This is a genomic window from Bradyrhizobium sp. USDA 3311 (assembly GCF_054062495.1).
On sequence record NZ_JBSSFI010000001.1, the window covers coordinates 1,370,755 to 1,397,383 of the forward strand.

Sequence of the window (26,629 nt, forward strand, 5' to 3'; positions counted from 1 at the left end):
GTTTTCATGGCTAACGTCACCCTGCGCAATGTCCGCAAGACCTACACCGGCGGCTTCGAGGCCATCAAAGGCGTCAACGTCGATGTCGCCGACGGGCAGTTCTGCGTGCTGGTCGGCCCCTCCGGCTGCGGCAAGTCCACGCTGCTGCGCATGGTTGCGGGGCTCGAGACCGTCACCGGCGGCGAGATCGACATCGGCGGCCGCGTCGTCAACCAGATCGAGCCCGCCGATCGCGACATCGCGATGGTGTTCCAGAACTACGCGCTCTATCCGCATATGAGCGTCTACAACAACATGGCTTACGGCCTGCGCAACCGCGGCATGGCGGAAGCCGAGATCAAGACCCGCGTCGAGGAAGCCGCGCGCGTGCTCGAGCTCACCTCGATGCTGGAGCGCAAGCCGCGCCAGCTCTCCGGCGGCCAGCGCCAGCGCGTCGCGATGGGTCGCGCCATCGTGCGCCAGCCGAAGGTGTTTTTGTTCGACGAGCCGCTCTCGAACCTCGATGCCAAGCTGCGCATCGCGATGCGCGTCGAGATCCGCAAATTGCAGCGCCGGCTCAACACGACCTCGATCTACGTCACCCACGACCAGCTCGAGGCGATGACGCTCGCCGACGTTCTCGTCGTGATGAACGGCGGACAGGTCGAGCAGGTCGGCAATCCCCTGGCGATCTACGAGAAGCCGGCCACGACCTTCGTCGCCTCGTTCATCGGAGCACCGCCGATGAATCTGATGTCGACGCGCTCCGACGAGATCAAATCGCAGCTCGGTGGCAGTGCGACTGAGGCCGGCGTCCTCGGCATCCGCCCGGAGGATTTCGTCATCACCGACCAGACCCCAGCCGGCGGCGTCGCCCTGCCGCTCACCGTGGAAGCGATCGAGCGCGTCGGCGCCGAGACCTTCGTCTACGGTTCCCGCGAGCAGGAAGACCAGCGGGTCGCCGCCACGCCCGGCGAGCTGCCGCCCGGCGAGGTCATCGTCCGCATCCCCGGCACCGAGGCACCAGCGATCGGGGCAAGAATCCGGGTCGCCGCGATACGGCCGAAGCTGCACCTTTTCAGCGACGACGGGCGGACGCGGCTGGAGGCCTGAGCGGTTCCGCGGGGCCGCTCGATCAAAAACCGCGAAAACAACCCCATGCACAGTAGAAGGGGCCTGTTTTCATTGGGATAAATCGTCGGTCAGATTCGTCATGACCCGGGGCTGCTCCCGGCTACGATGATCCTGGAGCATCTATGCGATGTTGGGCCAGGCGCCGCTGGAAGCAATGAATCCACAGCCCAGCGCTACGTCCTTGAACCACCACGGGGATATGCCCATATTGCTGACCAAGGGGCGCCGCTTCCGGGCCCTGAAATGCCAAAGTCGCTTCGAGAGGACTTTGTAAACTATGTCTCGTGTTCCCACGCTTTCCAGTCCGTTCCTTCTGGGCTTCGACGAGATCGAGCGCGTGCTCGATCGGGTCGTCAAAGGCGCCGACGGTTACCCTCCCTACAATATCGAGAGGTGCGACCGGTCGGACGGCCAGCCCGAGCGTTTGCGCATCACGCTGGCGGTCGCCGGATTCACGCGCGACCAACTCGATGTAACCATTGAGGAAAACCAGCTCGTGATCCGCGGGCGGCAGCAGGACGACAAGACCCGGCAATACATCCATCGCGGCATCGCCGCGCGTCACTTCCAGCGCACCTTCGTGCTGGCGGAGGGGATGCTGGTGCTGGGTGCGGATCTGAAGAACGGGTTGTTGTCGATCGACCTGGCCCGGCCTGAACCGGAGAGGATCGTTAAGACAATCGCTATCAATGAGCACGAATAATGGAACGAGTAGCGGACTCGACCGCTTAGTTTCTGTGAAGGAGTCGAGACCATGAGTGAAGGTCACGTTGCGTTCGAATACGAAGCCAAGAACGTCTCTCCGGAGACGCTGGCAACCCTCGGCGAAGGCCATATCGCCTATGTGAAGCAGATCCGCTCCGAGGACGTGCCTGGGCTGTTCCCCGAGGCTCCGAAGATTGCGCCCGGCCTGAAGCTCTTCGCGCTCCACGCCGCCGATGGCACGCCGATCATGCTGACCGACAGCCGCGAAGCCGCGGTCGCCAACGCCTGGAGCAACGAGCTGCAAGCCGTCAGCGTGCACTGAGCGCACGCGCGTCGCACGAATAGGATTTCAGCGGGCATGCCTTCGCACGAAGGCGTGCCCGTCTGTTTTTGGGCATGCATTTTTTCCAGAGCCGAATGTGCTTCAGATTGGCTTGATCGAGCCGTAGGCCCCATCAGCCTCTACCGCTTGCGGAGGAGGTAGGCGCGAAGCGCTTCCCAGCTACTTCCCTTTCGATGATGGCCCGCGAAAACTTAGCCGAAGAGTGTTGTCACCATATTTTTCGGAGGAGTGGCAGAGCAAGAGGAGCCACGTGAGTCAAAAGGACTCAGGTGAACGCTATTTGCTCAACGCATAGGAGCCTGATGAAGAGTGTCAATGTAGGAAATTGAAGAAGGCAGGGGGGAATCTCGAAGCCGCTGCCAAGAGGTCACGTCTGAGGTAAGAGCCCCCCACTTGAATAACTGCCGGGGCGGCCAACTAGCCTGCTGGCAGCTAGCTTCCATAAGGCCAACAGAACGGTGAAGAGCGAAAACTCCCGGTAGGTGGCCAAGATATCGTTGTCGTCCAAGATACTGCTTAGCTGCGGAGGACCCACAGCGTTCTTGCTTCCGGCGATTGCTGCATCGCCTTTTCCCTTGCCCAACCTTGCGGGCTCGCTAAGGTTGTCCAGGGCAGGCCGGATGACATGCAAGCGATTGATAGTATTCAAATCGAGGGAAAGCTTTCGACTCTCAGCATTTCGGAGCCAGCAGATCTATTTGAAAGCTGGTTAGGAAACCGGTCGATCGCATCGATAGGAACGAATGCAGGCGCACCTGAAATTCCCTTCCAAGGTTGGAGGCATTTCAAAGAGGCCTTCCCTCCCGAGCTGATTGCTAGGGCTGTGCGTGAGAGCGATATCCGTGTTGCTACGTGCCTCGACCCTTTTGGTGGTTCTGGAACCTCCGCGCTTGCTTGCCAGTTTCTTGGCATTCGCCCGACGACCATCGAGGTCAATCCATATTTGAGCGACCTTATCGAAGCAAAGTTGAGCACGTACCATCTGCCCGCCCTCCGAGGTGCCTTTAATAGATTGATCGCCAGGGTTGATGATATGGAGGTGTCGGCGGACTTGAACGCGTTCAAACGGAATGCGCCGGCTACATTTGTAGAACCTGGTGTAGATTCAAAATTCATCTACAAGCGAGCAATTCTCAAGCGGCTTTTGCAATTTCGATCTGCAATAGACCTCGTTCGCGATGAGCGGCTTCGACGACTGTTCAAGGTCTTGCTCGGTTCCGTGGCCATCCCAGTCAGCAACGTCACTGTGAGCGGAAAAGGGCGGCGCTACAGAGGAGGATGGCGGGATCGCCTGACAAAGACTCAAGACGTTGATCGGCTATTTTCCGAACTGGTACAGGGCGCAGAAGCGGACCTTAAGCTGTTTGGAAGCCGTCCTGTACGAGATTATTCGTTGTTGAGAGGCGACGCGCGTTTGCTTACAGCTAAGTCAGAGCCAATAGATCTTGTCGTATTCTCTCCGCCCTACCCGAACTCGGCGGACTACACTGACGTGTATAATGTCGAGCTGTGGACCCTCGGGTATTTGAATTCTAGGGCTAGCAATGCTGAATTGCGAGCAAGAACGTTAAGCTCTCACGTTCAGCTACAGCGCGTTTATGCGGCTCCTCCAAATGGCTCCAAACTTCTGACCGCGGTTTTGGCAAAGCTTCAGGAACAGCGGAACGAACTCTGGCACAGAGATATTCCCGCAATGATTGGTGCTTATTTCGCCGACATGCGCACCATCTTGCATTCCATCTACGGCCGACTTTCGGCTCGGGGGAAGGTATTTATGGTCGTTGGCGAGAGCAGATACGCAGACGTGAAAATTCCCACAGCCCCGATCTTAAGCGCTCTGTCCGCAGACTTGGGATTTCAGGTGCTGAGCCAGGAACCGTTCCGATCTATGAGAGTCGCCCCTCAGCAGGGTGGGAGGCCCGGTCTTGCTGAAACTCTAATCGTTCTGCGGAAGCCGCGCACATAGCTGCCGCAGGCGAGGTTAACGCCGGGAGCGGACCTCGACCATCAGCGCCTGTGAATTCCAGAAATAAGGCTGCTGTTGAATGGGCTGGGCAAGCGCACTGACGAGTTCAATCGGCGAACTGACGATATGGTCCTCAGTAGGTTGAGAAATGTTGAGATAAAAATCCGCCGCGTTCACGATCGCTTGGAGTAGAGGAGCAATTCGGTGTGTGACAAGATTTACATCTGCACCGTAAAGCGGATTAGCGTCCATGCCCTTAACAGCGAAATGTGTGTGAGTAGTCACGACGGTGAGGCCGAGAACGCGAAAGGTTTCATACAAGACCGGCCAAAATAGTACGTTCTCCTGCAGGCGAGGAAACTGAAGAAAAACGTTATGAAGACCATCTATCAGTACACCGTGAAAAGGAATTCCTTGGAGGTCAGCGGACTTAAGTTTTGTGACGATCTTAGAGACTAGGACCTCCGGGGTGATAAAGCCCGGATAGAAAGACAAAGTCTCAACTTCGGACTCTTGCGTTTCAAAGGATAATTGGTCCGCTCCTTGCTGAGAAATATTGTCAAGCAAGCCTTGGTAATATTCAGGCGGATACAGAAACGAGACTACGAGAATTCGACGTTTCGGCATGCGAGTGTCTTCGACGTCAAACAAGCCAACGCCAGGTTCGCTTTCGTCCTCTGAGATGATTGGTGAAGCTAAGAGCTTCAGACCGAAACCGGCCTTGCCAGAGCTTCCCTTACCGGAGATCAGGACTTGAGATCTCTCGAAGATCCGGACGAGCGATGGAACGTCTTTCAACTGTGGTCCGACCCGAACTCCCGTCAGCAACATATCGAAGTAGCGGGAGCGGCGAATTGTTTGCCACCGCCATCCGGCAAATTGTTCAAGCTGAGCGGGCAATTGCGGATAGAGCTTTATGCCGTCACGCTTCGAAATATGCAGCTGGTGGGCACCCGGCCACGAATGCTGGAGACGAGTTTTATGAAGCACCAGTTTTCGCTTGGGCTCCTGTGCAATACTGGATCTATCTTCGTGCTCCAGTGTGAGGACCACATCGACAAGGTAATCTAGCTCCTGAAGCGCTCTTTCGCCAGTTTGAGCAGTCAGGATCATGACGAAGACGCCAAGGTTGCGAAAAGCCTCTACTAGCTCTCGCATGTCACCGACTTCGTCGGTTCCTTCCAATGCTGGTCGATTGATCAGCTCGTGAACGCCGTCCAAAACGACAAAGAAGGGCGTGTAGCCTGGTGAGCGATCTTCCGTAAGGTCTATGCCATTTTGTTCGGCCGTGGATTGCACGTGCTGTATGAATTGGAAAATCTGCTCGCGATTCTCTTCTGGGTCGGAGCTGTCAAGATGGATTGCTGCAAACCAGTCCGAAAAATCGAGGTTAGCGAAACTTGAGGTGCGTGCGACGAATGGCGGCGTGAGCGTAAGAATGCGCTGAGCAAGATCGCGGGGATCCTCTTCGCATGATAGATAGCAAGTCCGCGTTCCTAGCGGGGCGAGGGCGGTCGCAATTCCCAGCGCCAGACTTGTTTTGCCTGTGCCCGATGCGCCCGATACGCGAGCGACAACCCCTCTTGCTTTCGAAAGGCGTAGTCCGCCAGCGAAGATAGCATCAGCACCGGGGATAGGGATCGGGATTCCATCGAGCAAGTTCATGACGGACGATGCAGATGGTAGACGCTCAATGTTGTCGATAAAGCGAATCTCAAATGTCATCCCTTCAGCAGGGGCTAACTGTTTTCCCGCCACATAACTATCGCGGCCCAAAATAGGAAATTCATGCGCTCTCTTTGAAGTATAAGTCGAAGAATTTGGCGCGAACGAATAGTAAGCCATGCCGAGAGAGGCGAGCAAATGGCCGACTATTACGTCGGTCTGATCCGCCAGATAGAAGGTATCACCGTTGCTGCGATAGGCTTCAGCTTTATGCAATGAGGCTGCAACGCGTTCGAAGCCAATTATCTCCTTGATCTGGTCCTCGGCGGATCCTTCCTGCCGGCGCCGTACAGGCCAGCCTAGGCTGAGCGAAAAAATCTCAGCGCGAATGATTGCGTGCGCATAAGCATCGCTGGTGAGAAATTCTGGCGACGTTAACATTCGCCTCAGAAAGTAGAGCGGCGAAAAGAGCAGTTGTCTCGGCCGATTGAAGCTATCTGGGCCGTCGATCTCGAAAGCATAAAGACTGTGGAACACCGCTTCATCGTTAAAGTCATTCGTAAGGAGCAAGTACGGCCGGGTGATCACTGCCCGTCGCTTGCTGTCGCTTCGCGTCCGACGAACACTGCCGTAAGGACCCTGAGCGAGGTGCGGATCATTAAAGGTCGCGAGTCTACCAAGCCCAGAGAAGCAACTGCTCACAGACTCGACAAAATGATCGCTCTCCCATTCAGTAGGAAGCGTCTCAGTGAACAATTTAGCTGCAGCGAACCATCCATCAATGATGATGTTCGACGCCTTGCCAAACGGCGTGGAGCCTAAGAAGGCGTCTGAGCCTAGGCGGGGCTTCATGGATGAATTCCGTAAGCCGCCTGAATGTTCTTCTGGTGTTTCAAGTTGGACATGCCAGCCGACAACACGTCCTTGAACACGCGGTCCATGCTGCGCGAAGCATGCGGCCCTCGCTCAGCAGCGCGGGTCAACCGTGAAAGCCTGCCGAACCTTTTTTGAGGTGCCTGTTGATCTTCTAAGCTTGGGTTCTGCTCTACAAGTGGGTTGATATTGAAGGACTTATTGACAATTTCGGCGAGCTTTGCCTTACCCGCTGCGTTCGGTATGGCGTGAGTTATCCGTACGATTGCCCGATTGAAGTCATCGCCCAGTAAGCGAAACAGGAACGGCAAGCGACGGATGATATCTCGCCAAGTGAATTGTGGTGCCCCTTGGCTTGCTTGTTGTTCGAGAAACGCAACGATGTGATCGGGCATTCCTTTCAGCGAGGAGATGACAAGATCCACCCAGAGCGGTCGATGCTCGGAATAGAGCGCTCGCTCCTCATCCAGCCGGCGACGCACCAACGCGCCCCCTAAAGCCCTGACGACTAAGAAGGCCTGGAATCGCGCAAGGCCGTCCGTTGGTTCGCCCTGTTGATCAAGTATCCGCATTACAGCTGTCGAAAGTTTGGCTGATTTGATCGTTGCGGCTTCGACGATCAATCGCAGGGCCTCCCATGCCCGTTCGCCAGCGGGTTGCACCTTTGGCAAAATTTGCAGAAGGGAAACCTCCATGAGATCGTTGGGTGTTTGCCCATCGCGGAGGGTTGCCAACAGTACGTCAAGTTTGGAGAAACCTTTTGGATCCTCCACAGCGGCGACGTGATCATCGATGGCTACCTCGATTGTCCTAGCGAGATCGTTTTTCGGTTCTTTGGCCATCACGAAACTTTGCTCTTAAAACGTACGAATTCTGGCGACACCTCTCGCAACATAGGTGTTTCCGCTACGATTTCATCGAACGCTCCCGAACAAGTAGCGGGGCGATGAGGATGAGGGATGGTTTTGCCGCCGGGCGACCAATAGTGCAAAGCGGCCTCGAAGCCAGCATCGAAGACTGTTGGTTGGCTTGCGCTGGTCACGCAAGAAGCCGGCACGCGAAATCCAACACAATCGAGGCTCGCGGTTGGAGGAGTTCTACCGGCAAGATTTGCACAAACCGGCAGCCGGAGATTCCAAGGTAGGCATTCGACGTCACACAAAAAAGGATCCCCGGCGGGAGGGTCTGTTCGAAAAAGCCAAGCAACTCGTCGTGCGAGACTTATGCTCTGACCCGGTCCGTTAACGATCTCTTCGGTAAACCACTCAGCTGCCAAGTCATTATCAACCTTGGTCAGCTCGCCGGCCAAGCCTTGGAACAAAAACGCTACCTCCGCCGGGTCGATACTAAGCTCCCTTGCGATGTGAGCAATCGTTCTTTGCTCCGGCTTTACGTGACCTAGTAACTCACCCGGTGCCAACGCTACGGTGCCCCCTGCAAGAGGATTGCGCTCACAATGCGCGTCGAACTCAGCAACCATGCCGACCGCACCCACGGCCTCGCATGCATCTAAGAGGGCATTTCTTAGCAATTCGGAGGATAAGTCCTTCTGGATTTTATCATAGATAATCTCGGGTAAATGGTTCGGCCGTACGCGAAGCGCCATTATTCGTTTCTCTCCCCCAGCCTGCGCAACACGCATAACGTGCATCGTATATGGTGTCTATCGTGGGCGTCATAGTTACCGCCCCGCCGCTGCACATCGGACTTCTACCTCGGAGGTAGCCAAAAGACTGGTTCACGAAAATTGTGCTGTGCAGAGAGACCTTGTCACGGCGCTGTGTAACACGGTAGGAATAAGAGCCTCTAAGGCATTGATAACATTTGCAAAAAGTCCAGGCCATCGCAATCCTTTACTGGGCGCCACTTTTCTAGTCCCTGCATCAGGTGGCTCACCTGAACTTCAGGCTTTTGCTGGCACTTGCGTGAGGCACGGCCAGTTTCTCCGCGGAAAGATTCTGGATTGCTTCGCTGCGCTCGCAATGACGGAGTGTGAGGCTACGGCGCGCCCTGCCCGCGTGTCATTTCAGAAAGCCAAGCCCTTCGCGCGCCGTGTCGGTGGCCCATTTGTCGTCCGGCGGCAGCGCGAGCACGCTGTTGAAATCCGCGCGCGCATGTTTGGGGTCGGGCATCATCATGTAGAGGAGACCGCGATTGACCAACGTATCCTGGTTTTTGGGATCGAGTCGAAGCGCCTCGTTGTAGTCGGCGAGCGCGCGGGCGTGCTGTCCCATGTCCCGAAACACACCGGCGCGATCTTTGTAGGCGTCCAAATTCCCCGGCTGTAACCGAATCGCTTCGTCGAGATCGGCAAGGGCGCGTTTGTCGTCGCCCTTCCCGTGTAGGACGACGCCTCGAACGAGATAGGCTCTCTCGAAAGACGGCATGATCCTGATGACGTCATCCAGCTCCCGGATGGTGCTGTCGGCATCGTCCTTTTTCAGGAACACCATGGCCCGGCAATAGTGGCCACCGGCACTTGCGGGCTCCAGACGGATGGCGCTATCGCAGTCAGCGAGAGCTGCATCGATCTCGCCCCTCTTGAGATGGATGCTGCTGCGCAGCTCGTAGGGCCACGCGGCCGCCGGATTACGCTGCATGGCCTCGGTGTAATCGGCGACGGCGTGATCGGTGTCGCCCTTCGCCGCATACGCCTCCCCTCTCATGACGAGCGCAAGGTAGGCTTGCTTGGGGCTGCGTTCGATCGCCTCGGTGAACCCAGCGATCGCGAGGTCAAAGTCGCGCCTGTTGAAATATTCCTGCGCTCGGGAGGTATAGGACGGTCCGTAGCCGGGATCGAGGCGAATGGCCTCGTTGTAGTCGGCCATGGCGTGATCGCGATCGCCTTTGGCAGAAGTGGCGCGACCGCGGCAGTTATAGGCCCGCCCGAAATTCGGATCGATCCGTATCGCAGTGCTGCAATCCTCGAAAGCGCGAGTCCAGTCATGCTTGAGGTAGTAAGCTTCCCCACGCAGCTCGTAGGCGACCGCGTTGGCCGGATCGGCTGCAATGATCTCGGTCTTTTCCGCGATGACGCGGTCGTTGGATGCCTCGTCGGCATGGGCCATGGCCGTGGCGGCGATGGTGACCGAGCAAAGCAGGCCGAAGACCCGGCCGATCGAACCGCAAACCATATCTCAAAATTCCTGCGCCGAAGCCGTGCCGGTCGCCGGTGGACGTGGTGACGAAGTATCACAGCGCCCGGCTGCAAAATAAGTCGCAGATGGCGCGGCTTCGGTTCGAACGGGTGAGGGTTACGCCGCAGGCGCTGCCACAGGTTCGGGCAAGCAAACCTGTGCCGGTTTTGCTTTGCATCTCGCGGCTGGTAGATCGTCGCCATGAACATGATCGCCCCCGTCCCGGTCACCAAATTCGAGATTTCGTCCGGCACACCGCTTTGTGACGCCCTGCTTGCGCTCAACAACAGCCACGCAGAGGAGTTGTCATGGCTTGAGCGCGAGCGGCTGCAAGACCTCGTCGCGCAAGCCTTCTACGCCCGCAGGATCGGCAATCTCGATGCTTTCATGATCGCATTGGATCAGGACGGACAATACGACAGCCCGAACTTCCTGTGGTTTCGATCCCGCTACGCGCGCTTTGTCTATGTCGACCGGATCGTGGTCGCAGCTTCCGCTCGAGGCATGGGATGCGCGCGCCGGCTTTATGCCGACCTGTTCGATCGCGCGGCCGAAGCCGGGTACGATCGCATTGTCTGCGAAGTTAACCAGCAGCCTCCGAATCCGGCGTCGGATGCCTTTCACGCTGCATTGGGATTTGCCGAGGTCGGCCGCGCAAGCATCCACAAGGGCAGCAAAACGGTACGCTATCTGTCGCGCACCCTCTAAACGCACTCAAGAAAGCAGATCGGGCGGCCTTAGGCCGCCGTCGCCGGCGGCAGCGCGAGCACGGAGTAGATCGCCTGGGCATCGCGCGAGGCGCGCAGCTTCTTGGCGATGTCCTGGTCGCGCAACAGGCGGGCGATACGGGCGAGCGCCTTGAGATGATCGGCGCCGGCCCCTTCGGGGGCGAGCAGCAAGAAGACGAGATCGACCGGCTGGCCGTCCATCGATTCGAAATCGATCGGGCGATCGAGGCGCGCGAACAGGCCGAAGATCTTTTCCAGCTTGGGCAGCTTGCCGTGGGGAATGGCGACGCCATAGCCGACCGCGGTGGTGCCGAGCTTCTCCCGCTGCAGCAGCACCTCGAACACGGCGCGCTCGTTCTGCCCGGTCAGCTCGGCAGCCTTGGCCGCGAGCTCCTGCAAGGCCTGCTTCTTGCTGTTGACCTTCAATGCCGGGAGAATCGCCTCGGGTGCGACCAGATCGGTAATCGGCATGGAGGGTTTCCGAGGTGAATTAAACCGTCAGGTTCCGAATTGGCCAGCTTGGAGAGAAACCACGCCGGGCCGGCGTCAAGAAGGTGAAGCAGGAGGGGGACTTAGCCCCGGTCCTGATGTGGGGCGCTTCTACTCCAACGCAATCCCGGTGCCAACTCCTGCGTGCGGCTTTGCCCCGGTCATTGTTAAGGCCTGCGGATCGTACGGGGCCCGAATCCGGCCCTAACCGCCCACTTTGCCATCTGCCTTGCCTCCGGGCGGGTCGACCCAGCCCACATTGCCGTCAGCCCGACGGTAAATGATGTTCACCCGGCCGCTGGAGCCATGCTGGAACACCAGGCAGGGTGCCCCGCTGAGGTCGAGTTCCATGACGGCTTCGCTGACCGACAGCTGCTTCAGCGAGGTGGTTGCCTCGGCGATGATCACCGGGCTGTAGCCGGTGACCTCGTCCTCGTCCTCACCCTCGCCCGGCGCCTCCAGCACGTAGCTGGTGGCGTCCATGGCCGCGAGAGCGGCGGAGGCGACATGGGCCTTGCGGGCCGAGCGGTCCTTGAGCCGGCTCTTGTAGCGCTTGAGCCGCTTCTCGATCATCACGAGCGCCTGGTCGGCGCTGGCATAGGCGTCCGGCGCGTTCGAATCGGCCTCCAGCGTAATTCCCGAATCGAGATGCAGCGCGCAATCGGTCCGGAAGCCGAAGCCATCCTTGCTCAGCGTGATGTGGCCGGAATAATTGCCGTCGAAATATTTGCGCAGGACCTCTTCGGTCCGGTCGGAAACGCGGCCGCGCAGGGCCTCGCCGACACTGACGCTCTTTCCCGAAATGCGGAGAGTCATGTGAACCTCACCTGGTTAGGTTCTTGTCTGCGCGTGATCCATGCGGACAACCGCTGCACACCTGGCGCTGGCGCGGCCCTCCGGGTCCGGATCATGCGCGCGCATGGATCGGTCTCGATGGGAGATTGAGAGTAGCGCGATTTGGCGCCAGCGCAATCAGGCCGGCTCGGGGTTGCGGGAGCGATCGGACATTGCGGTAGAGAGGACGTTACCAAGAGCGCTCTGCTTGTCGCGGCGACGTTGCACCGAGGAAGGAATGCGCATGGCTTCGCGGTACTTCGCGACCGTGCGGCGGGCAATATCAATGCCCGAAGCGCGTAACCGTTCCACGATGGTATCATCCGACAGGATCGCGGCCGGCGCTTCCGAATCGATCAGCTGCTTGATGTGGTGGCGCACGGCTTCGGCCGAATGCGCCTCGCCGCCGTCGGCCGAGGCGATCGAGGCGGTGAAGAAATATTTCAGCTCGAACGTGCCGCGGTTGGTCGCCATGTATTTGTTGGCAGTGACGCGCGACACCGTGGATTCATGCATCTGGATGGCGTCGGCGACGGCCTTCAGGTTCAGCGGCCGCAAATGCGCGACGCCATGGGTGAAGAAGCCGTCCTGCTGGCGCACGATCTCGGTTGCAACTTTCAGGATCGTGCGGGCGCGCTGGTCGAGCGCGCGCACGAGCCAGGTCGCGTTCTGGAGCGCGTCGGTGAAATAGGACTTGTCGCCGTCCTTGCCGATCTTCTTCGACAGCTCGGAATAGTAGGTCTGGTTGACCAGCACGCGCGGCAAGGTGTCGCTGTTGAGCTCGACATGCCAGCCGCCATCCGGACCCGGACGGACATAGACATCGGGCACCATGGTCTGGAGCCGCGCCGCGCCGAATTTCATGCCGGGCTTGGGGTTGAGACGGCGGATCTCGCCGATCATGTCGGCGATGTCCTCGTCGTCGACGCCGCAAACCTTGCGCAAGCCCGCGATGTCGCGCTTGGCGAGAAGATCGAGATGCTCGACCAGCGCCTGCATCGCCGGGTCGTAGCGATCGAGCTCGCGGAGCTGGATCGCCAGGCATTCGCTCAAATTGCGCGCGCAGACGCCGGGCGGATCGAATTTTTGCAGCACGGCCAGGACGCCCTCGACCTCCTGCTGCGAGGCGCCAAGTCGCTCGGCGGCCTGGCCGAGATCCGGCGGCAGATAGCCGGCCTCGTCGACGAGATCGATCAGGTACTGGCCGATCATGCGCTGCGCGGGTGCGGTGAATGCGACCGAGAGCTGCTCGGCGAGATGATCGCCGAGCGTGACCTCGGCGGCGACGAACGCCTCGAGATTGTAGTCCTCGTCGCCGGAGGCGCCACCGCCCCATTCCGTGTAGGTGGTCGGCGCGGCGTCCTGGGCGTTGCGCGCCGCGGCCTCGGCCGGTTCCTCGGAGAAGACGTTGTCCAGGCCTGTGTCCAGGGTCTGCTCGATCTCGGCGCGGGTGCCGAGATCCTTGCTCATCCATTCTTCCTGGCCCGGCTCGAACGCCTCGCCCGGACCCCCGCCCGGCTCGTCGTTGTGGCCGCCGTCGGAATCGCTGAACTGGCCGGCCTCGGCCGGGGCTTCGCCGCCGGAGGCCTCGTCATTGGCCCGCTCCAGCAGCGGATTACGCTCGAGTTCCTCTTCCACGAAGGTCGTGAGATCGAGATTGGACAATTGCAGCAGCTTGATCGCCTGCATCAGCTGCGGCGTCATGACCAGCGACTGCGATTGCCGGAACTCTAATCTCTGCGTGAGCGCCATGAAGCAAGAACCGATCCCAAAAGTTGGTCCGATTTTTGCTTATCCTAGTCTGAGCCCGATGTACACGTCTTGACGTAGCGCAAAAACAGGCTAGAGGCGGAATTCCTCGCCAAGGTAAAGGCGGCGAACATCCGGATCGGCGACGATCTCATCCGGGCTGCCCTCGGTCAAGATTTCCCCGGCATAGACGATATAGGCACGGTCGGTGAGGCCGAGCGTCTCGCGCACATTGTGGTCGGTGATGAGCACGCCGATGCCGCGATTGGTGAGATGGCGGACGAGATCCTGAATGTCGCCGACCGCGATCGGATCGATGCCGGCGAAGGGCTCGTCGAGCAGCATGTAGTTCGGACGCGTCGCCAGCGCGCGCGCGATCTCGACGCGGCGCCGCTCGCCGCCGGACAACGCGATCGACGGTGATTTGCGCAGGCGCGTGATGTTGAATTCGTCGAGCAGCGAGTCGAGCTGCTGCTCGCGCTTCTTGCGCGAAGGCTCGACCACTTCGAGCACGGCGCGGATATTCTGCTCGACGGTGAGGCCGCGGAAGATCGAGGCTTCCTGCGGCAGATAGCCGATGCCGAGCCGCGCGCGCTGATACATCGGCAGCTTGGTGACGTCGTGGCCGTCGAGCTCGATCGCGCCGCGATCGGCCTTGATCAGGCCGGTGATCATGTAGAACACGGTGGTCTTGCCGGCGCCGTTCGGACCGAGCAGGCCGACCGCCTCGCCGCGGCGCACATAGATGCTGACGCCGCGCACCACCTGGCGGCTGCCGAAGGCCTTTTCCACGCTATGCACAGCCAGGAAGCCCGGCCGCTTCAGAAGCTGCGGCCCGCCGGCGCCGTTCGGCCTGGCGGCGGCCCTGACCGGGTGGACCGCCTGCGCCCGCGGCGGCTCGGTTTGATAATCGGCCTGAAAGTGGTCGGGCGCGTGCATCGGCTGGTCCCGGGCGATCGGCGGCGCGTCGCGCACGGGGCTCGCCACCAGCCCGCCGACGCTGTCACCGAGCGCGGTGATGTCCTGACGCGCAAATCCTGGCCGGCCGCGCTTGGCGGGGCGCCGACGGAACATGCTGAAAAGATCGACCATCCCCGCCTTCTAGCCTCGCGCAGTTTTTGCGCGGTCTTCGCGCGATCTGCCGCGGCGGCGTTACGATTCGCCGACGCAGCATGGGTGAAGGGATGTCTCATGCCCAGTGAAACACGCCCGATAAGCGGAGGACCCCGCTTCGAAAGCCCTGCGCGCTAGATACAGTCTCGCCGGGCAAGCTTCAACCTCGGATCGGGAGCGCCCGACACAAGCTGTTGAATTTACTTCGGTTTAGTTGCGCCGGGCAATTGCAGGGGCGACGCCGCGCCGGGCTTGGCGCCCTGCCCCCCCTGGCCACAATCACTGCCGCCACCCTGCGGCAGCAGGGCCTGCACCCTGCCATTGTCGGATTCCACACGCGACACGCCCGTCGTCATGTCGACCATCAGACGGTCACCGCGCAGCACGTTCTTGCACTGCGTCAGGACCACCTGGCCGCCCGTGCCGCCGAGCATGGTGATGAGGTTGGTCTTGGTGTCGAACACGGCGGTGTCGCCGGTGACCACCTGGTCCTTCTGGGTGACCACGACATTACCGCGCGCCTCCAGCCGCTTGATCGAGGAACTGCCGCCCGGGCCCGGCGTCGCCGACTGCATCGGGGCCGCCTTGGCCCCCTTCGCCGCGGGCTGCGGCGTCGCCGGCTTGTCGCCGCCGGATTCGTAGAACACCACCAGCGTCTTCGAGGTCATGGTGGTGTCGCCCTGGATGACCTTCACGTTGCCGGCGAAGGTCGCCTCCTTCTTCTTGTCGCGCATCTCGAGCGAAGCGGCCTCGATCTGGATCGGCTGATCGCGGTTCTGCGAGAAGCCCTGCATCGCATTCGGCACGCCTTGCATCGTGCTCTGTGCGATCGCCGCGCCCGTTGCCATCAGCGCGACAGTGGCGGCAAGCGCGGCCGCACCGATGGCGGCGCACCGTTTGCTGTCGTTGCGCGGGAAAAACCTGATCATGAAAATCACTTTGAATTGGCGGACTTGTTCTGCGGCGTACGTGTCTTCACCGGCGGCGTCGGCTCGGCCGGCGCGGGCTGAGCAGCGGCGGGGTCATCCAGCTTGTCCAGATGCATCACCACATTGCCCTCGAAGCGGATGAGATCGCCGCCTTCCGTGATGCGCAGCCGATCCGCGGTCAGCGTGCCGTTGGTCAGCTTGACGTCGACACGTTCGTCCGACGAGACCGTGCCCTTGCCCATGTCGACGAAGGCCGAGTTCAGCCGCGCCTCATAGCCGGTCGAGGTGCGCAGGAAGATGTCCTTGTGCAGGTCGAGCTGCTGCTGCTTGTTGTCGAAGCGGCCGGTGCGGGCATCGAGGAACAGGGTCGATTGATCTTCCATCAGGACCTTTGCGCGAAGGTCCGAGAGATCGACATGGTCGGGGTCGGTGATGTCCTGCGTCGCGGTCTTGGCCCAGAGCTCGTACGGCCGCCGGTCCGGCGTGTAGCCGGCGAGGTGCGGCGTTTCCATCGTGATCTTGGTGCCCGATACCACCAGGTTTCCGGAATCGAGCGGCAGCTTCGGCAACAGCATGCGAAATGGATTGAAGATCGAGACGCCGACGATGGCGGCCAGGGACAACAGCACCGCGCCCGGGACCGCGACGCGCAGAATCCGCACCAGGCGGCTGTGGCGCGCCGCGCTGGCAAACTTCGCCGCAAGCGCGGCGTCGTAGGTGGGATTCTGGGCCGAATTCACCTGGGCTCCTGAGGTGTCGCTCGCCTGGTCCGGTCAAGTGCACGCCATTGTACCCGGCGCCGCCTGAATATGCAGCCTCGGACAGGCCGATACGAAAGTGTCCGAAACGGGGCGATTGGCCCAACCTAGCCGCCCGTCGAGGTGTCAGGAATGCGCGAAAATGTCCTCTTCCGCCCAGCCCTGGAGGTCGAGCAGGGCGCGGGTCGGCAGGAAGTCGAAGCAGGCCTTGGCCAGCCCGGTACGGCCTTCCCGCACCAGCATGGCGTCGAGCCGCTCGCGCAGGGCGTGCAGGTGCAGCACGTCGGAGGCGGCATAGGCGAGCTGCGGCTCGGTCAGGCTGTCGGAGCCCCAGTCGCTGGATTGCTGCTGCTTGGAAAGGTCGACATTGAGCACCTCGCGCACGAGGTCCTTGAGGCCGTGGCGGTCGGTATAGGTGCGGGTCAGGCGGGAGGCGATCTTGGTGCAATAGATCGGCCCGGTCATGACGCCGAAGCTCTGGTACAGCACCGCGACGTCGAACCGCGCGAAGTGGAAGATCTTGGTGATGGCGGGATTGGCCAAGAGCGCCTTCAGGTTGGGCGCGTCGGTGTGGCCCTTGGGGATCTGCACGACGTCGGCACTGCCGTCGCCGGGCGAGAGCTGCACCACGCAGAGCCGGTCGCGGTGCGGGTTCAGCCCCATGGTCTCGGTGTCGATCGCCACCGCTCCGGTGTAGCGGGACAGGTCGGGCAGGTCGCCGCGGTGCAGGCGTACGGTCATGGCGTTTCAAAACCTCGGGTCGAATCGGTCTGTCGGCACAATAGGCTAATTCGGATTGCCCGCGATGTAGCCATTGCGGGCCGTCCGCGCAACCGCGGTCATGCCCTCACGGGGCCGGGCAGATCACCGCCATGCAGCTGGCGGCAGGTGCGTGGCACGCGATCAAGGTTGCGAGCGGAGATGGAGGGCTTCCGGCCCCCGGGCTGTTGCATGGATCCCACAACCCGGCGCGAGCTTCATGGTCCGGCACAACTTGCGTCATGCGCCCCGTGAAAATCGTCCCCACCCACCCCATCTGTTGCCGATCCCCCGCGCCCTTGCCCCGCTCATCACCAATGAGATGTCATGACCGAACAGACGCTCGCAGCGCCTATCGACGATCAACAGGACCGCCAGCGCGGCTTTTCGCGCTACCAGGCGCTCCTCATCGCGCTGCTCGCGTTCACGCAGTTCACGATCATCCTCGATTTCATCATCATGTCGCCGCTCGGCGCCATCCTGATGCCCGCGCTCGACATCACGGCCACCCAATTCGGCGTCGCGGTGTCGGCCTACGCATTCAGCGCGGGACTGTCGGGTATCTTGGCCGCCGGCTTTGCCGACCGCTTCGACCGCAAGCGCCTGCTGCTGTTCTTCTATGTCGGCTTCACGCTCGGCACCCTGCTCTGCGCAATGGCGCAGACCTACCATGTGCTGCTGCTCGGCAGGATCGTGACCGGACTGTTCGGCGGCGTGATCGGCTCGGTCGTGCTGGCCATCATCACCGACCTGTTCCCGCTGCATTTGCGCGGCCGCGTGATGGGCTTCGTGCAGACCGCGTTCGCCGCGAGCCAGGTGCTCGGCATTCCGGCCGGGCTGTTTCTCGCCAATCACTGGAACTGGCATGTCTGCTTCGCCGCGATCGTCGGCCTGTCGATCGCGGCGATCGCCATCATTGCCTTCGCCATGGAGCCGGTCGACGCGCATCTGCGGCTGAAGCAGGACAAGAACCCGTTCCACCATCTGATCGCGACCGTCGGACAGACGCGCTACACGCTGGCCTTCGCGGTCACGACATTGCTGGCGACGGGCGGGTACATGCTGATGCCGTTCTCCAGCGCCTACACCGTGAACAATCTCGGCATCGACATGCTGCATTTGCCGACGATCTATCTCGTCTCCGGCCTGTTCAGCATCGTCACGGGGCCGCTGGTCGGCCGGGCGAGCGACGCGTTCGGCAAATATCCGACGTTTGTCTTCGGCAGCGTGGTCTCGGTGATCATGGTGCTGATCTACACCCATCTCGGCCACGTCTCGCTCGCGACCGCGATCCTCGTCAACGTCCTGATGTTCGTCGGCATCTTCTCGCGCATGATCCCGTCGCAGGCGCTGATGTCGGCGATCCCCGATCCGAGCCAGCGCGGCTCGTTCAGCGCGATCAGCGCCTCGCTCCAGCAGCTTTCCGGCGGACTCGGCTCGATGCTCGCCGGCGCAATCATCGCGCAAGCGCCTGACGGCTCGCTGATCCATTTCGACCGGATCGGCTACGTCGTCGTCGCATCGGCGATCGTGTCGCTGGTCGCGATGTATTTTGTGCAGAAGGCGGTGGCGGAGCGGGCGGGGAAAAGGGTGGTCTGAGGGCGGGCGGATTTGTCCCCTAGGGATCTTCGCGACGGCGACGCAGACCGGGAGCGACCCCATTTTGGGTCCAGATCCCGCAAAATGGTGCCCAGGAAAGGATTGAGGTCCGATCCAGCAAACTACAGCAAAAACAGTGACTTACCTTTGCGCCAAGTCCGACGCTTGTACCACCGGACTGTGCTTTTGTCACCCTGCTCTGATCGCCGCCGACATGCACGGAAGGCCGCGAGACTACACATGGAAGAGCGGCTTGGATCCATCTGGTACGCTCGGCTACTTCGTCCGAACGGCCTTCGACGCCCCGCCCTAGGCTATCTACTCAGAATGCTGCTACTGGCCGATTGACACCGCCAATCCGACGGTCGTGCAACCGGCTGTGCGCTATAGGACATCGATCGTGAAGCCGTTTTCACGTTCGCTCTACATGCGGGCAGCCGCCTTCGCCCTGCCTGTCGCACGGCATGCGGCCGATGGTATTCCTCTATGGCTACAAGCTTTTGGTTACGTTTCGCTCCCTAAATTGCGGTATCGCGCCCCAGTCGCCCTGGCAAATGAAGGCTCCCCAGCAAGACGGGTGCGGCCAACGCTGCCGGATCTCCGCACGGGCTTCCCGCAACGACTCCGAGCGGCCTTTGCCTCGAAGCAAGTGGCGGTAATAGGCTGCGAACAGCTCGGCGGTCGGTTGGTCCGGTACCTTCCATAGACTGATGAGCAACGTCCGTGCGCCTGCAAGCATAAACGCACGACGTAGACCAAATACGCCCTCGGAATTTATCGCTCCGAGCCCGGTATCGCAGGCCGACAAGACAACAAGTTCAGTATGGCTCAAATCCAGCGCAGCGGCGTCCTCCGCCGTCAGAAGACCATCCTCGGCCTCGATTGGCGGAAGAAATCCTTTTGCTCGCCAATTGGCGCCGGCGAGCGCGAGTCCGGAGCGAAGCATTGGATTCTCGAGCCGAGCGGTCTGCTTCGACGGATCGGAATCGCCGCTGGCCTGGTCAGGCAGGAAAAAGCCGTGCGTAGCCAGATGCAGAATAAGAGGTGAACGGGCCTCTTTCAATTTCGTCTTGAGCGCCGCATCTCCCATAAGGGGAATGACTCCGAGGGACTCTGCGACCGCCCGCCCCTCCGCCTCCGTGCCCGGCAATGGTGCGAACTCTTGATCGAAGACGGACGAACGGCGTCCATCGGGTTCCTTCGATGCACCGGGACTTCCGAGGTCGAAGTCGGGGTTCGCTAACACGAACGGCTGCTGCGCAAGACCTTCAGTCGCGGGCCGCAGCAGGTCGCGACCGACGCTTACGTAGCTGAAATCGTATTCATCGACCAAATAACCTGCCTTCTCGCCCGGCAGCACCTCGAACGCCAATGTGTTCAGATTGCTGTCGGGAGCGATGATCACACGCGTGCTGCCTCGCAGCGCCTCCTTGAGCGGATCAAACAAGATGCGACGGAGCGCAAGTCCGGTGTCGAATTGAGCACTCGTGGAGCGAACGGCTGCTCGCGATTCGCCCATGATGGCCCGCCGATGTTTCTCTATGTAGAGATCGACTGGCTCGGCATTGCCGAGATCCATGAGAACCGGTTCTTCGCTTGCCGCAAGTAGGACGAAGGCAAAGTATCGATCGGCGGACCATCGCCGATCGCCCCGCGAAGGAAGGGCATCGAAGCTGAGTATGGGAGCGCGGACGAACTCCACCAGGACGGAATTTTCGGGCAGAGCGTTCGCAAGCTCGGTCACCTTGGCTTGGCCGAGACGGCGCTCGAATTCGAGCTTGGGGAAGAGGCGCGCAACCTCGAGGCTGAGGGTTTCGTGACGTCGCTCCAGCTCGGTCAAGGCTTCGATCGGATAATCGACGGAACCGACTTGCAGGGCTTGGCGTGCCAGCTCGGAACTAAGATGCCTCAATTCCTCCACCGAAGCGCGTGTCTCTTCGTTGAGCCCTTCGAGAGGCAGCGAACGCTGCAACAACCCAGCCTCGGTCACGATTCCCTTACGCCGGAGCACCATCTCCAAGCCGCGGGCGGCGCCCCCGGGTAGCGAAGGATCCCGCACCAGCAGAGACAAGAACCCGTAGAGCTCGGCACGACAACGGTCGGCGATGGCTATACGCTGTCTCTCCGAAGTCAGCGAAAAGGCGTGACGCAGAATGCGGTCGTCTCTATCGGCACCCTCGAGCATGAGCTGCATCGCGTCTGCCGTTCGTCCGACAACAGCCAGGAATGTCGCGAGATTCTCTTGCGTCTTGAGGTCGACTGCTGAGTAGGCGCTGTCTACGTGGGCCCCCTTGGGCATGGCCTGGTCGTAGTATGCTATGGCGGCCTCTGCATCTCCCCGAACATAGCTGATCCAGCCCAACGATCGCAAAGCCTGAGACCATGCACGACTGTTCGTCTCGCGAGACCCTTCCAGGATTTGCATGGCGCGCCGATAATGTTGCTCAGCTTCGGCATAAAACGGCTCGCCCGGCTCATGGCGCATTGCCGCCTGTCCGCCCATCACTTCATACAGGTTTCCGAAATTCATCAGGAGTGTAGCGAAGCCGACTGCAGATTCGCCACGTCGCCGCTCGCGAAAAGCTACCGCTTGCTCGAATAGCTCTTTGGCACGTTGGAAATTGCCGTCCTTTTGTTCCAGTTGCGCCAAATTCGAAAGGATAGTTCCACTGAATGACCGTCCTTCGTCGCTGCCTTGAACTTCTCTTAACGCCTCGACGTAGTAACGCCGCGCCGCGCCGTAATCCTCGACTGCCTCACGAAGCGATGCCAAGCCATTGAGTGCTAGAACACGATCCGCCGAAGGCGCCGAAATCATTTCGTAGACCTTTAGCGCATCATGGAAGCCAATATCCGCGCGGGAGTAATCTCCCGTACGAAGCCACAACATTGATAGTTCGCACAAGGCGCGCGCATATTTACGTCGGTAGCCGCTTCCCAAGGAATTCAGAATCTCCGTCGCGCGCAAAAGTGGCTGCTCGGCCTCCCGATAACGACCGAGTATGCGATAGAGAACGCCCAGATTCTGTTGGTGCTCTGCGCGGGCATCCGCCGAGTTGCCGGCAATATCATCGTGAGCGACCAGATTCTCGCAAACGACGGCGGCTTCTGAGAAACGGCCGAGGTCGAAAAGCAAGCGATCCAGTGCTGCGAGGACCTCGCCGATCACCGGGTTTCGCTTGTCGATCCGGTCTATAAGGCTCATCGCCTCGCGAAGGTACCGTTCGGCACTATCTGGATCGTCGTCTCGTCGGCATGCACCCGCGAGATTGTGCAGAACAACGGCCATTTCCGATGGCTGGTGCCGTTGCGCGCCACGCAATATCGAGAGTGCCCGCTCAAAGAATCGGATGGCACTTCTGACGTCCGGCCGCTCGAGGTATAGCATGCCCATGTTGCTGAGTGTCGAGGCCATGATCGGATGTGCGTTGCCGTACACCTCTTCAATCACGGTAATACCCTCTCGATAGAGCTGCTCGGCATCGGAGAGAGCGCCTCGGTCGCGGAGCATGCGCGCCAACATATTGAGGATGGCTGCCAATTCCGGGGTCTTGCCAACCTCCCGTAACGGAGGCAGAGCCGTTCGGAGGCACGTCTCTGCAAGAGCGGAGTTGCCATTGCCGAGCAGGTGCTGGACCACCTGCTGCGTGACGGCGGCCAAGCGTTGGCTGCAACTCGACGTATCTTCGTGACCGGAGGAATGGAGTTCACGAAAGATCCTCAGCGCTTCCCCAATGCGCTCCAACCCGGCAACCGCCTTACCCCGATTTATTTGTAGAAATCCCAACCCGGCGCAGGCTTGAGCATACGCGTCGGTCAACCTGCCTTTGGTACGGGCCTCGTGATCGAGGACTTCGATCAAATGTTGCTCGTTGGGCTCGTCGGGCTCGCCACGCTGAAGATGTTCGAGTTCATAGGCCGAAAGCATTGCCTCGAGGCATTCTACACCGACCGCTCCCGCACGCTGGAAGAAGCTGGCTCCCGCCCGCGACGTCATCTCTGCTCACCTCGCGGATCCCGGCGCAGTACAGTGCTTGGCACTCTGCTCTCGCATCCCTCGCTTTCGCCAGTACTTGCCGGTAGTCGGCACGGCCTAAGATCAATGCCACGAGTTCACGATCCCAGGGATTTGTTACGGCTTCAAGAAATCGCTGGCCGATCTCCTGGGCCATTTCGACGTCATCCGTGCGTATCAGGCTTACCAGCAGAAAGATCATCAAGTGAAGCGACCAGCCGTCGTTCTCGCCCAACATTACGGCGCTGACCGAACAGGCTCGGTAGTCGCGGTCGACGAACTGATTGAAGCAGTCTTGAAGGGTAGGTTGCTGGGGCGTGTTCATTGTCGTCGCACCTGTCGGAGAATGCGCTCTTCTTCGATGAACAGTCTCTCCCTCCGGCGGACAGATGTACAGCGGCTTCCCCGTCAGAGCCGAGCCCGTGCAGGCTCTCGCTGCTGGCGGAGCGATCATATCGGGAGCGAAACGATCCAAGTCAGGATGCCGCGCTATCGGAAGAAACAGATGTGAGGGATCCTCGAATGACGGTTCTTTTTCCGCTGCTCATCAGCCCGCGGATTGCATATTCGCTAAGCGTACTTGATCGGCCGGTTGATCAAGTCGAAGTCCCGCTTCTGATCCAAGGTCAGGCTCGCTTCCACGTCATTTCGCGCTGCGACCACGTCCAGAACGAATGCGAAGGCCATCTGCCCGTTACCGGTTAGGTCCAGCACCTTGTTGTCGCCCCCGACGAAGAAGAGGCGTCGTCCGTCCGTCGCTAGCAGCCCCAGTTCTTTTGATGACCGCCCCTCGGACCAGTGCGGGTGACGCGACAACTTCTTCAGGTCCTTCTTCAGCCGCTTGATTTCGAGGCCGCAGTCCAAGAGGCGCTGCACCAACCGTGCGATCACGAGGTCGCGGTAGGAATAATAGCGCGTCCTGCCTCGTTGGCCTGTCTTGCCATAGTGAGGCACCAAATATCCCTCGCGCGAGAGGTAGTTGAGCATGTGGTAGCTCATGCCCACGATCCGCGAGGCTTGCGCGGGCGGAAAGGCGTTTAGGACCGCTCGAGGCTTCGGCAATTTCCACCGTGAAATGCGAGGGTTTTCGGAAAATAATTGAAATTTGAGCTGACTTCAATTATTATTCCCAAATTGGAACAACTTCCGGTAGCTTGAGCCGGTGCCTGCCTTACTCTTGTAGGCGCCAAGACATTGTCCTAGCGTAACGCCGGACAGACGCGGGAGAGCATGCCGATGCCCATCATGGCAGCATACGACGAGAACGACGCCCGGGGTCCCGCCAGAGTTCTCGCCAATACCGTCCGTCGGTGCATGGAGGAAGGCAAGGAGCCGCCCAAGTACGTCTCCGCCTTCGACAATTTCTACAGCATGATCGAGGACTACAAGTCGCACGGATTCGAGGGATTCGACTACGTTGCGTCCGGCGCGCGCGGTCCGGAAGCGTTGAACCTGCTTCCATCTCCCGAACGGCACGTGGATGATCTTCGCGTGGCGTTCGACCGCGCTCTTCAGGCCGTGTACAGCGACGTCGAGAGAGACGTCGCGCTAGGCCGGGTCGAAAATGTTCTGCGAGCGGTCGCCTATCCGAAGACCGCGTCTGCGAGCGGTGACGAGAGGCTTGCCGTGCGTAATTTCCTCGCCGTCTTCATCAACAACCTTTACTCGACGCCCTGATTGGAAAATCTCGACTTTCTCAGAGAGGAATTTCTCAGCGTCAAGGCGGCGTTGGACGAGACGTTGCGTCACGACTACGGTTCGGCACGCCGATCCAAGGACTACTTCGAAGAATGCATGCACCGATTGGATTTCATCGGTGACAAGATCGCAGAGACCGCGCCCGAAGACGCTGCCGACGTCGCCGATCTTATGGAATCCCTGAGCGCGCTAGGTAGCCGCATCTGCCTCATCGAGCGATCTCGTCTGGGTGAGTTCTCCTGGCCTTTCGCCGCGGCCATCGAGGAGATCGCCGGGAAGATCTTCGTTCGCAAGCACATGAGCGAGCCCAAACCGCCGATCGTTCACGTGATAGCCGAGGGCATGTACTACCAGATCGTGAACGACAAACGCGCGTCGTATGGAAGACGTCGGATCATGATCGTCGCGTTCCCGCGGCAACTCAAACATCATGTCTTGCTTCACTCGCTGTTCGGTCATGAGCTTGCGCATACTGCTGCTATGACGCCAGAGACGACCTCCGACGTCGATCCGGCCGTAATCGTACGCGACGCGATGGCTCTCTTCGAGGATGGCCCGTTGCGAGACGAAACGACCGCCACCGAATGGTTCAAGCGGCCGGACGCTCCCGACCAAGTCAAGAGAGTTCTTTCGAACGACCCCAATTTCCGCTTTCGCGGCAAGTCGTTGAGAAGCTGGAGAAGGGAGATCGTCTGCGACCTCTTCGGTCTTCTGCTGTTCGGACCATCCTTCGCGGCAGCGCACAGAATGATCCTGGAGCCGGTGTCCGGAAATCCAGAACGGCTCATCTCGGACGAATCGACCCATCCACCTTTCATGGTTCGGCGGCGGGCCATAACACAGGCGGTGAAGAGTCTCGGCTGGAACGAGCCGGTCTGTGGAATCGACGTGCCGCTGGTCCGAGAGGCTGAGGCGGAGTTTCTTGCTTATACGAGCGGCGACTCCGCTACCACGTGGCCGGACGTCTTGTCGCCCGATCAGCTCAAGAAAGTCTTGGACCTTCTCAAAGAGATATTTGCGCCGCACGCCGGTGTCGCCTACTCCAAGCCGAATCCGTCGCAGTTGAACGAGTTGGTCGATCGCCTAGCCCTTTGCAGACCGCCGATCATCCAGCGTATCGATGCTGCAGGGAATCTCTCCACGGAAGAGGTTACGACCCACCATTGCCTGTACGCCGGATGGACGTTCTGGTTCGGGCGCGCCAAGCTTCGCGAGGCCCGCCTTTCAGAGTACCCGCGCCTTCCCGAATTGGACTTTCTCAAGACGAACAAGCTTTGCGATCACGCCCTGCTCCAGCAGCGCGCGATAGCGCATTCCAAAGGGATGCCGCTATGACAGCGCTCGGCCGGGGAGAAATCGTGAGAAGGATGATCAAGGGTGATCTGACGGTATCGCCTCTTCTTGCGAACGACCAGGTCGGCGCGGCGAGCGTGGATCTCCGCATGGGCAATGTAGCGCTCTTCGTTCGTGCAAGGGGCACCTCGCACGTCGATCCGAAGTTCGTGAGCCGGACCGAAGAGAGGGATCACGAAAGCGAGACGCGGTACCAACAGAAGCACGAGCGGCACGAACTCCCTTTCGGTACACGGCTGTTGCTTCACCCAGGCGCTTTGGTGCTCGTTCCCACGTTGGAATGGGTCACTCTGCCCGACGACGTCATGGGCGCGGTAACCGCCCGCTCGACATGGGCCCGAGAAGGACTGAGCATCGCGACGGCTACTCTCATAGAACCTGGTTATCAGGGCATCGTAACGCTCGAGCTCGCCAACCTCGGCGAGATTCCGATAGCGCTATATCCCGGATTGGAGATCGCCCAGATATCGTTCTTCGAGACGAAGGGTGACACGAGGAGGCCAAACGCGGGCCAGTTCAACCTGTCGTTCGAGCCCAAGCAAGGCACCATAGCGAAGAAATCGGAATTCGCGTTTCTGCCCGAAGAGAAGGCGGCGGAAGGACGGTCCGAGGACGATGGCAAGAAGGCCGCCGGCACTTAGAGCGACGATTGTCGCGGCACTTCTGCTTCGTTGTGCCCGACGTAGTTTATCCGCTGGCCATGTCCAGCGGAATATCTTGAATACCTTCGCCGTTCGGGCGCCGACGAACCCGTGCACCCTGTCGCCATCTACCAGCTCGTCGTCGTTAGCAGTGGACGAGAC

At 60.2% G+C, this 26,629-nt stretch carries 22 protein-coding genes; 9 read left to right on the forward strand and 13 right to left on the reverse strand.

The window, feature by feature from the left end:
* Window positions 1-6: 6 nt before the first annotated feature.
* The 4 genes from ACVWW6_RS06500 to ACVWW6_RS06515 all read left to right on the forward strand — a co-directional run bounded on the left by ACVWW6_RS06500 (window position 7) and on the right by ACVWW6_RS06515 (window position 4,127).
* Window positions 7-1,092 carry a sn-glycerol-3-phosphate import ATP-binding protein UgpC gene (locus ACVWW6_RS06500; RefSeq protein ID WP_028172487.1) on the forward strand — a complete coding sequence of 362 codons (1,086 nt, stop codon included), beginning with the start codon at window positions 7-9 and terminating at the stop codon, window positions 1,090-1,092.
* 298 nt (window positions 1,093-1,390) lie between these two features.
* A complete protein-coding gene (locus ACVWW6_RS06505; protein WP_011083554.1) occupies window positions 1,391-1,816 on the forward strand; it encodes an Hsp20 family protein in 426 nt (141 codons plus the stop codon).
* A gap of 51 nt (window positions 1,817-1,867) precedes the next feature.
* Window positions 1,868-2,140, forward strand: a complete 273-nt coding sequence (locus ACVWW6_RS06510) for a BQ00720 family protein (RefSeq protein WP_011083553.1) — start codon at window positions 1,868-1,870, stop codon at window positions 2,138-2,140.
* 646 nt (window positions 2,141-2,786) lie between these two features.
* Window positions 2,787-4,127, forward strand: coding sequence for a DNA methyltransferase (locus ACVWW6_RS06515; RefSeq protein ID WP_456680375.1), 1,341 nt, complete (start codon window positions 2,787-2,789; stop codon window positions 4,125-4,127).
* Between the two features lie 15 nt (window positions 4,128-4,142).
* Here the strand turns inward: ACVWW6_RS06515 and ACVWW6_RS06520 are convergent, their stop codons facing one another.
* The 4 genes from ACVWW6_RS06520 to ACVWW6_RS06535 form a co-directional block, all read right to left on the reverse strand.
* Window positions 4,143-6,644, reverse strand: coding sequence for an RAD55 family ATPase (locus tag ACVWW6_RS06520; RefSeq protein ID WP_456680376.1), 2,502 nt, complete (start codon window positions 6,642-6,644; stop codon window positions 4,143-4,145).
* Window positions 6,641-7,507 (reverse strand): hypothetical protein, encoded by an 867-nt coding sequence (locus ACVWW6_RS06525; RefSeq protein WP_456680377.1) that lies wholly within the window; start codon window positions 7,505-7,507, stop codon window positions 6,641-6,643. Before ACVWW6_RS06525 ends, ACVWW6_RS06520 begins: the two co-directional genes overlap by 4 nt.
* Window positions 7,507-8,271, reverse strand: a complete 765-nt coding sequence (locus tag ACVWW6_RS06530) for a hypothetical protein (protein WP_456680378.1) — start codon at window positions 8,269-8,271, stop codon at window positions 7,507-7,509. Before ACVWW6_RS06530 ends, ACVWW6_RS06525 begins: the two co-directional genes overlap by 1 nt.
* Before the next feature lie 415 nt (window positions 8,272-8,686).
* Window positions 8,687-9,799, reverse strand: a complete 1,113-nt coding sequence (locus tag ACVWW6_RS06535; protein ID WP_456680379.1) for a tetratricopeptide repeat protein — start codon at window positions 9,797-9,799, stop codon at window positions 8,687-8,689.
* Between the two features lie 210 nt (window positions 9,800-10,009).
* Here ACVWW6_RS06535 and ACVWW6_RS06540 point away from each other — a divergent pair, with 210 nt between their 5' ends.
* A complete protein-coding gene (locus ACVWW6_RS06540) occupies window positions 10,010-10,510 on the forward strand; it encodes a GNAT family N-acetyltransferase (protein ID WP_231166755.1) in 501 nt (166 codons plus the stop codon).
* Between the two features lie 29 nt (window positions 10,511-10,539).
* Here ACVWW6_RS06540 and ptsN read toward each other — a convergent pair whose 3' ends face one another.
* The 7 genes from ptsN to ACVWW6_RS06575 form a co-directional block, all read right to left on the reverse strand.
* On the reverse strand, window positions 10,540-11,001 hold the full coding sequence (gene ptsN / locus ACVWW6_RS06545; protein WP_011083550.1) for a PTS IIA-like nitrogen regulatory protein PtsN: 462 nt from the start codon (window positions 10,999-11,001) through the stop codon (window positions 10,540-10,542).
* A gap of 222 nt (window positions 11,002-11,223) precedes the next feature.
* A complete protein-coding gene (hpf, locus tag ACVWW6_RS06550) occupies window positions 11,224-11,835 on the reverse strand; it encodes a ribosome hibernation-promoting factor, HPF/YfiA family (RefSeq protein WP_060909567.1) in 612 nt (203 codons plus the stop codon).
* A 156-nt stretch (window positions 11,836-11,991) separates the two neighbouring features.
* Entirely contained in the window at window positions 11,992-13,605 is a 1,614-nt protein-coding gene (gene rpoN, locus ACVWW6_RS06555; protein ID WP_060909568.1) for an RNA polymerase factor sigma-54, read from the reverse strand.
* Between the two features lie 90 nt (window positions 13,606-13,695).
* Window positions 13,696-14,694, reverse strand: a complete 999-nt coding sequence (gene lptB / locus ACVWW6_RS06560) for an LPS export ABC transporter ATP-binding protein (protein WP_011083547.1) — start codon at window positions 14,692-14,694, stop codon at window positions 13,696-13,698.
* A 221-nt stretch (window positions 14,695-14,915) separates the two neighbouring features.
* Window positions 14,916-15,644, reverse strand: a complete 729-nt coding sequence (locus ACVWW6_RS06565) for an LptA/OstA family protein (protein WP_161532841.1) — start codon at window positions 15,642-15,644, stop codon at window positions 14,916-14,918.
* A 5-nt stretch (window positions 15,645-15,649) separates the two neighbouring features.
* Window positions 15,650-16,384, reverse strand: a complete 735-nt coding sequence (gene lptC, locus ACVWW6_RS06570; RefSeq protein WP_456680380.1) for an LPS export ABC transporter periplasmic protein LptC — start codon at window positions 16,382-16,384, stop codon at window positions 15,650-15,652.
* Between the two features lie 144 nt (window positions 16,385-16,528).
* On the reverse strand, window positions 16,529-17,143 hold the full coding sequence (locus tag ACVWW6_RS06575) for a ribonuclease D (protein WP_011083544.1): 615 nt from the start codon (window positions 17,141-17,143) through the stop codon (window positions 16,529-16,531).
* Between the two features lie 345 nt (window positions 17,144-17,488).
* On the opposite strand from ACVWW6_RS06575, the gene ACVWW6_RS06580 reads away from it, so the two are divergent.
* Complete coding sequence (locus ACVWW6_RS06580) at window positions 17,489-18,760, forward strand: MFS transporter (RefSeq protein WP_456680381.1); 1,272 nt, start codon at window positions 17,489-17,491, stop codon at window positions 18,758-18,760.
* 490 nt (window positions 18,761-19,250) lie between these two features.
* Here the strand turns inward: ACVWW6_RS06580 and ACVWW6_RS06585 are convergent, their stop codons facing one another.
* A complete protein-coding gene (locus ACVWW6_RS06585) occupies window positions 19,251-22,757 on the reverse strand; it encodes a CHAT domain-containing protein (RefSeq protein WP_456680382.1) in 3,507 nt (1,168 codons plus the stop codon).
* A gap of 588 nt (window positions 22,758-23,345) precedes the next feature.
* A complete protein-coding gene (locus ACVWW6_RS06590; RefSeq protein ID WP_456680383.1) occupies window positions 23,346-23,837 on the reverse strand; it encodes a MerR family transcriptional regulator in 492 nt (163 codons plus the stop codon).
* Window positions 23,838-24,011: 174 nt separating this feature from the next.
* On the opposite strand from ACVWW6_RS06590, the gene ACVWW6_RS06595 reads away from it, so the two are divergent.
* The 3 genes from ACVWW6_RS06595 to dcd are packed head-to-tail and all read left to right on the forward strand — an operon-like array spanning window position 24,012 to window position 26,467.
* Window positions 24,012-24,452 (forward strand): hypothetical protein, encoded by a 441-nt coding sequence (locus ACVWW6_RS06595; protein WP_456680384.1) that lies wholly within the window; start codon window positions 24,012-24,014, stop codon window positions 24,450-24,452.
* Window positions 24,453-25,808: a hypothetical protein gene (locus ACVWW6_RS06600; protein WP_456680385.1), complete on the forward strand. Its 1,356-nt coding sequence runs from the start codon at window positions 24,453-24,455 to the stop codon at window positions 25,806-25,808. It abuts the gene before it with no gap.
* The gene (gene dcd, locus ACVWW6_RS06605) at window positions 25,805-26,467 is read left to right on the forward strand and encodes a dCTP deaminase (RefSeq protein ID WP_456680386.1); all 663 of its coding nucleotides are present in this window, start codon (window positions 25,805-25,807) and stop codon (window positions 26,465-26,467) included. The genes ACVWW6_RS06600 and dcd overlap by 4 nt, the downstream gene beginning before the upstream one ends.
* Window positions 26,468-26,629: the final 162 nt, after the last annotated feature.

What these genes read in the sequence shown, in the direction of transcription:
- ACVWW6_RS06500 (WP_028172487.1), top strand. Translation starts at nt 7, where the DNA reads ATGGCTAACGTCACCCTGCGCAATGTCCGCAAGACCTACACCGGCGGC.
- ACVWW6_RS06505 (WP_011083554.1), top strand. Translation starts at nt 1,391, where the DNA reads ATGTCTCGTGTTCCCACGCTTTCCAGTCCGTTCCTTCTGGGCTTCGAC.
- ACVWW6_RS06510 (WP_011083553.1), top strand. Translation starts at nt 1,868, where the DNA reads ATGAGTGAAGGTCACGTTGCGTTCGAATACGAAGCCAAGAACGTCTCT.
- ACVWW6_RS06515 (WP_456680375.1), top strand. Translation starts at nt 2,787, where the DNA reads ATGCAAGCGATTGATAGTATTCAAATCGAGGGAAAGCTTTCGACTCTC.
- ACVWW6_RS06520 (WP_456680376.1), bottom strand. Translation starts at nt 6,644, where the DNA reads ATGAAGCCCCGCCTAGGCTCAGACGCCTTCTTAGGCTCCACGCCGTTT.
- ACVWW6_RS06525 (WP_456680377.1), bottom strand. Translation starts at nt 7,507, where the DNA reads ATGGCCAAAGAACCGAAAAACGATCTCGCTAGGACAATCGAGGTAGCC.
- ACVWW6_RS06530 (WP_456680378.1), bottom strand. Translation starts at nt 8,271, where the DNA reads ATGGCGCTTCGCGTACGGCCGAACCATTTACCCGAGATTATCTATGAT.
- ACVWW6_RS06535 (WP_456680379.1), bottom strand. Translation starts at nt 9,799, where the DNA reads ATGGTTTGCGGTTCGATCGGCCGGGTCTTCGGCCTGCTTTGCTCGGTC.
- ACVWW6_RS06540 (WP_231166755.1), top strand. Translation starts at nt 10,010, where the DNA reads ATGATCGCCCCCGTCCCGGTCACCAAATTCGAGATTTCGTCCGGCACA.
- ptsN (WP_011083550.1), bottom strand. Translation starts at nt 11,001, where the DNA reads ATGCCGATTACCGATCTGGTCGCACCCGAGGCGATTCTCCCGGCATTG.
- hpf (WP_060909567.1), bottom strand. Translation starts at nt 11,835, where the DNA reads ATGACTCTCCGCATTTCGGGAAAGAGCGTCAGTGTCGGCGAGGCCCTG.
- rpoN (WP_060909568.1), bottom strand. Translation starts at nt 13,605, where the DNA reads ATGGCGCTCACGCAGAGATTAGAGTTCCGGCAATCGCAGTCGCTGGTC.
- lptB (WP_011083547.1), bottom strand. Translation starts at nt 14,694, where the DNA reads ATGGTCGATCTTTTCAGCATGTTCCGTCGGCGCCCCGCCAAGCGCGGC.
- ACVWW6_RS06565 (WP_161532841.1), bottom strand. Translation starts at nt 15,644, where the DNA reads ATGATCAGGTTTTTCCCGCGCAACGACAGCAAACGGTGCGCCGCCATC.
- ACVWW6_RS06575 (WP_011083544.1), bottom strand. Translation starts at nt 17,143, where the DNA reads ATGACCGTACGCCTGCACCGCGGCGACCTGCCCGACCTGTCCCGCTAC.
- ACVWW6_RS06580 (WP_456680381.1), top strand. Translation starts at nt 17,489, where the DNA reads ATGACCGAACAGACGCTCGCAGCGCCTATCGACGATCAACAGGACCGC.
- ACVWW6_RS06585 (WP_456680382.1), bottom strand. Translation starts at nt 22,757, where the DNA reads ATGACGTCGCGGGCGGGAGCCAGCTTCTTCCAGCGTGCGGGAGCGGTC.
- ACVWW6_RS06595 (WP_456680384.1), top strand. Translation starts at nt 24,012, where the DNA reads ATGCCCATCATGGCAGCATACGACGAGAACGACGCCCGGGGTCCCGCC.
- dcd (WP_456680386.1), top strand. Translation starts at nt 25,805, where the DNA reads ATGACAGCGCTCGGCCGGGGAGAAATCGTGAGAAGGATGATCAAGGGT.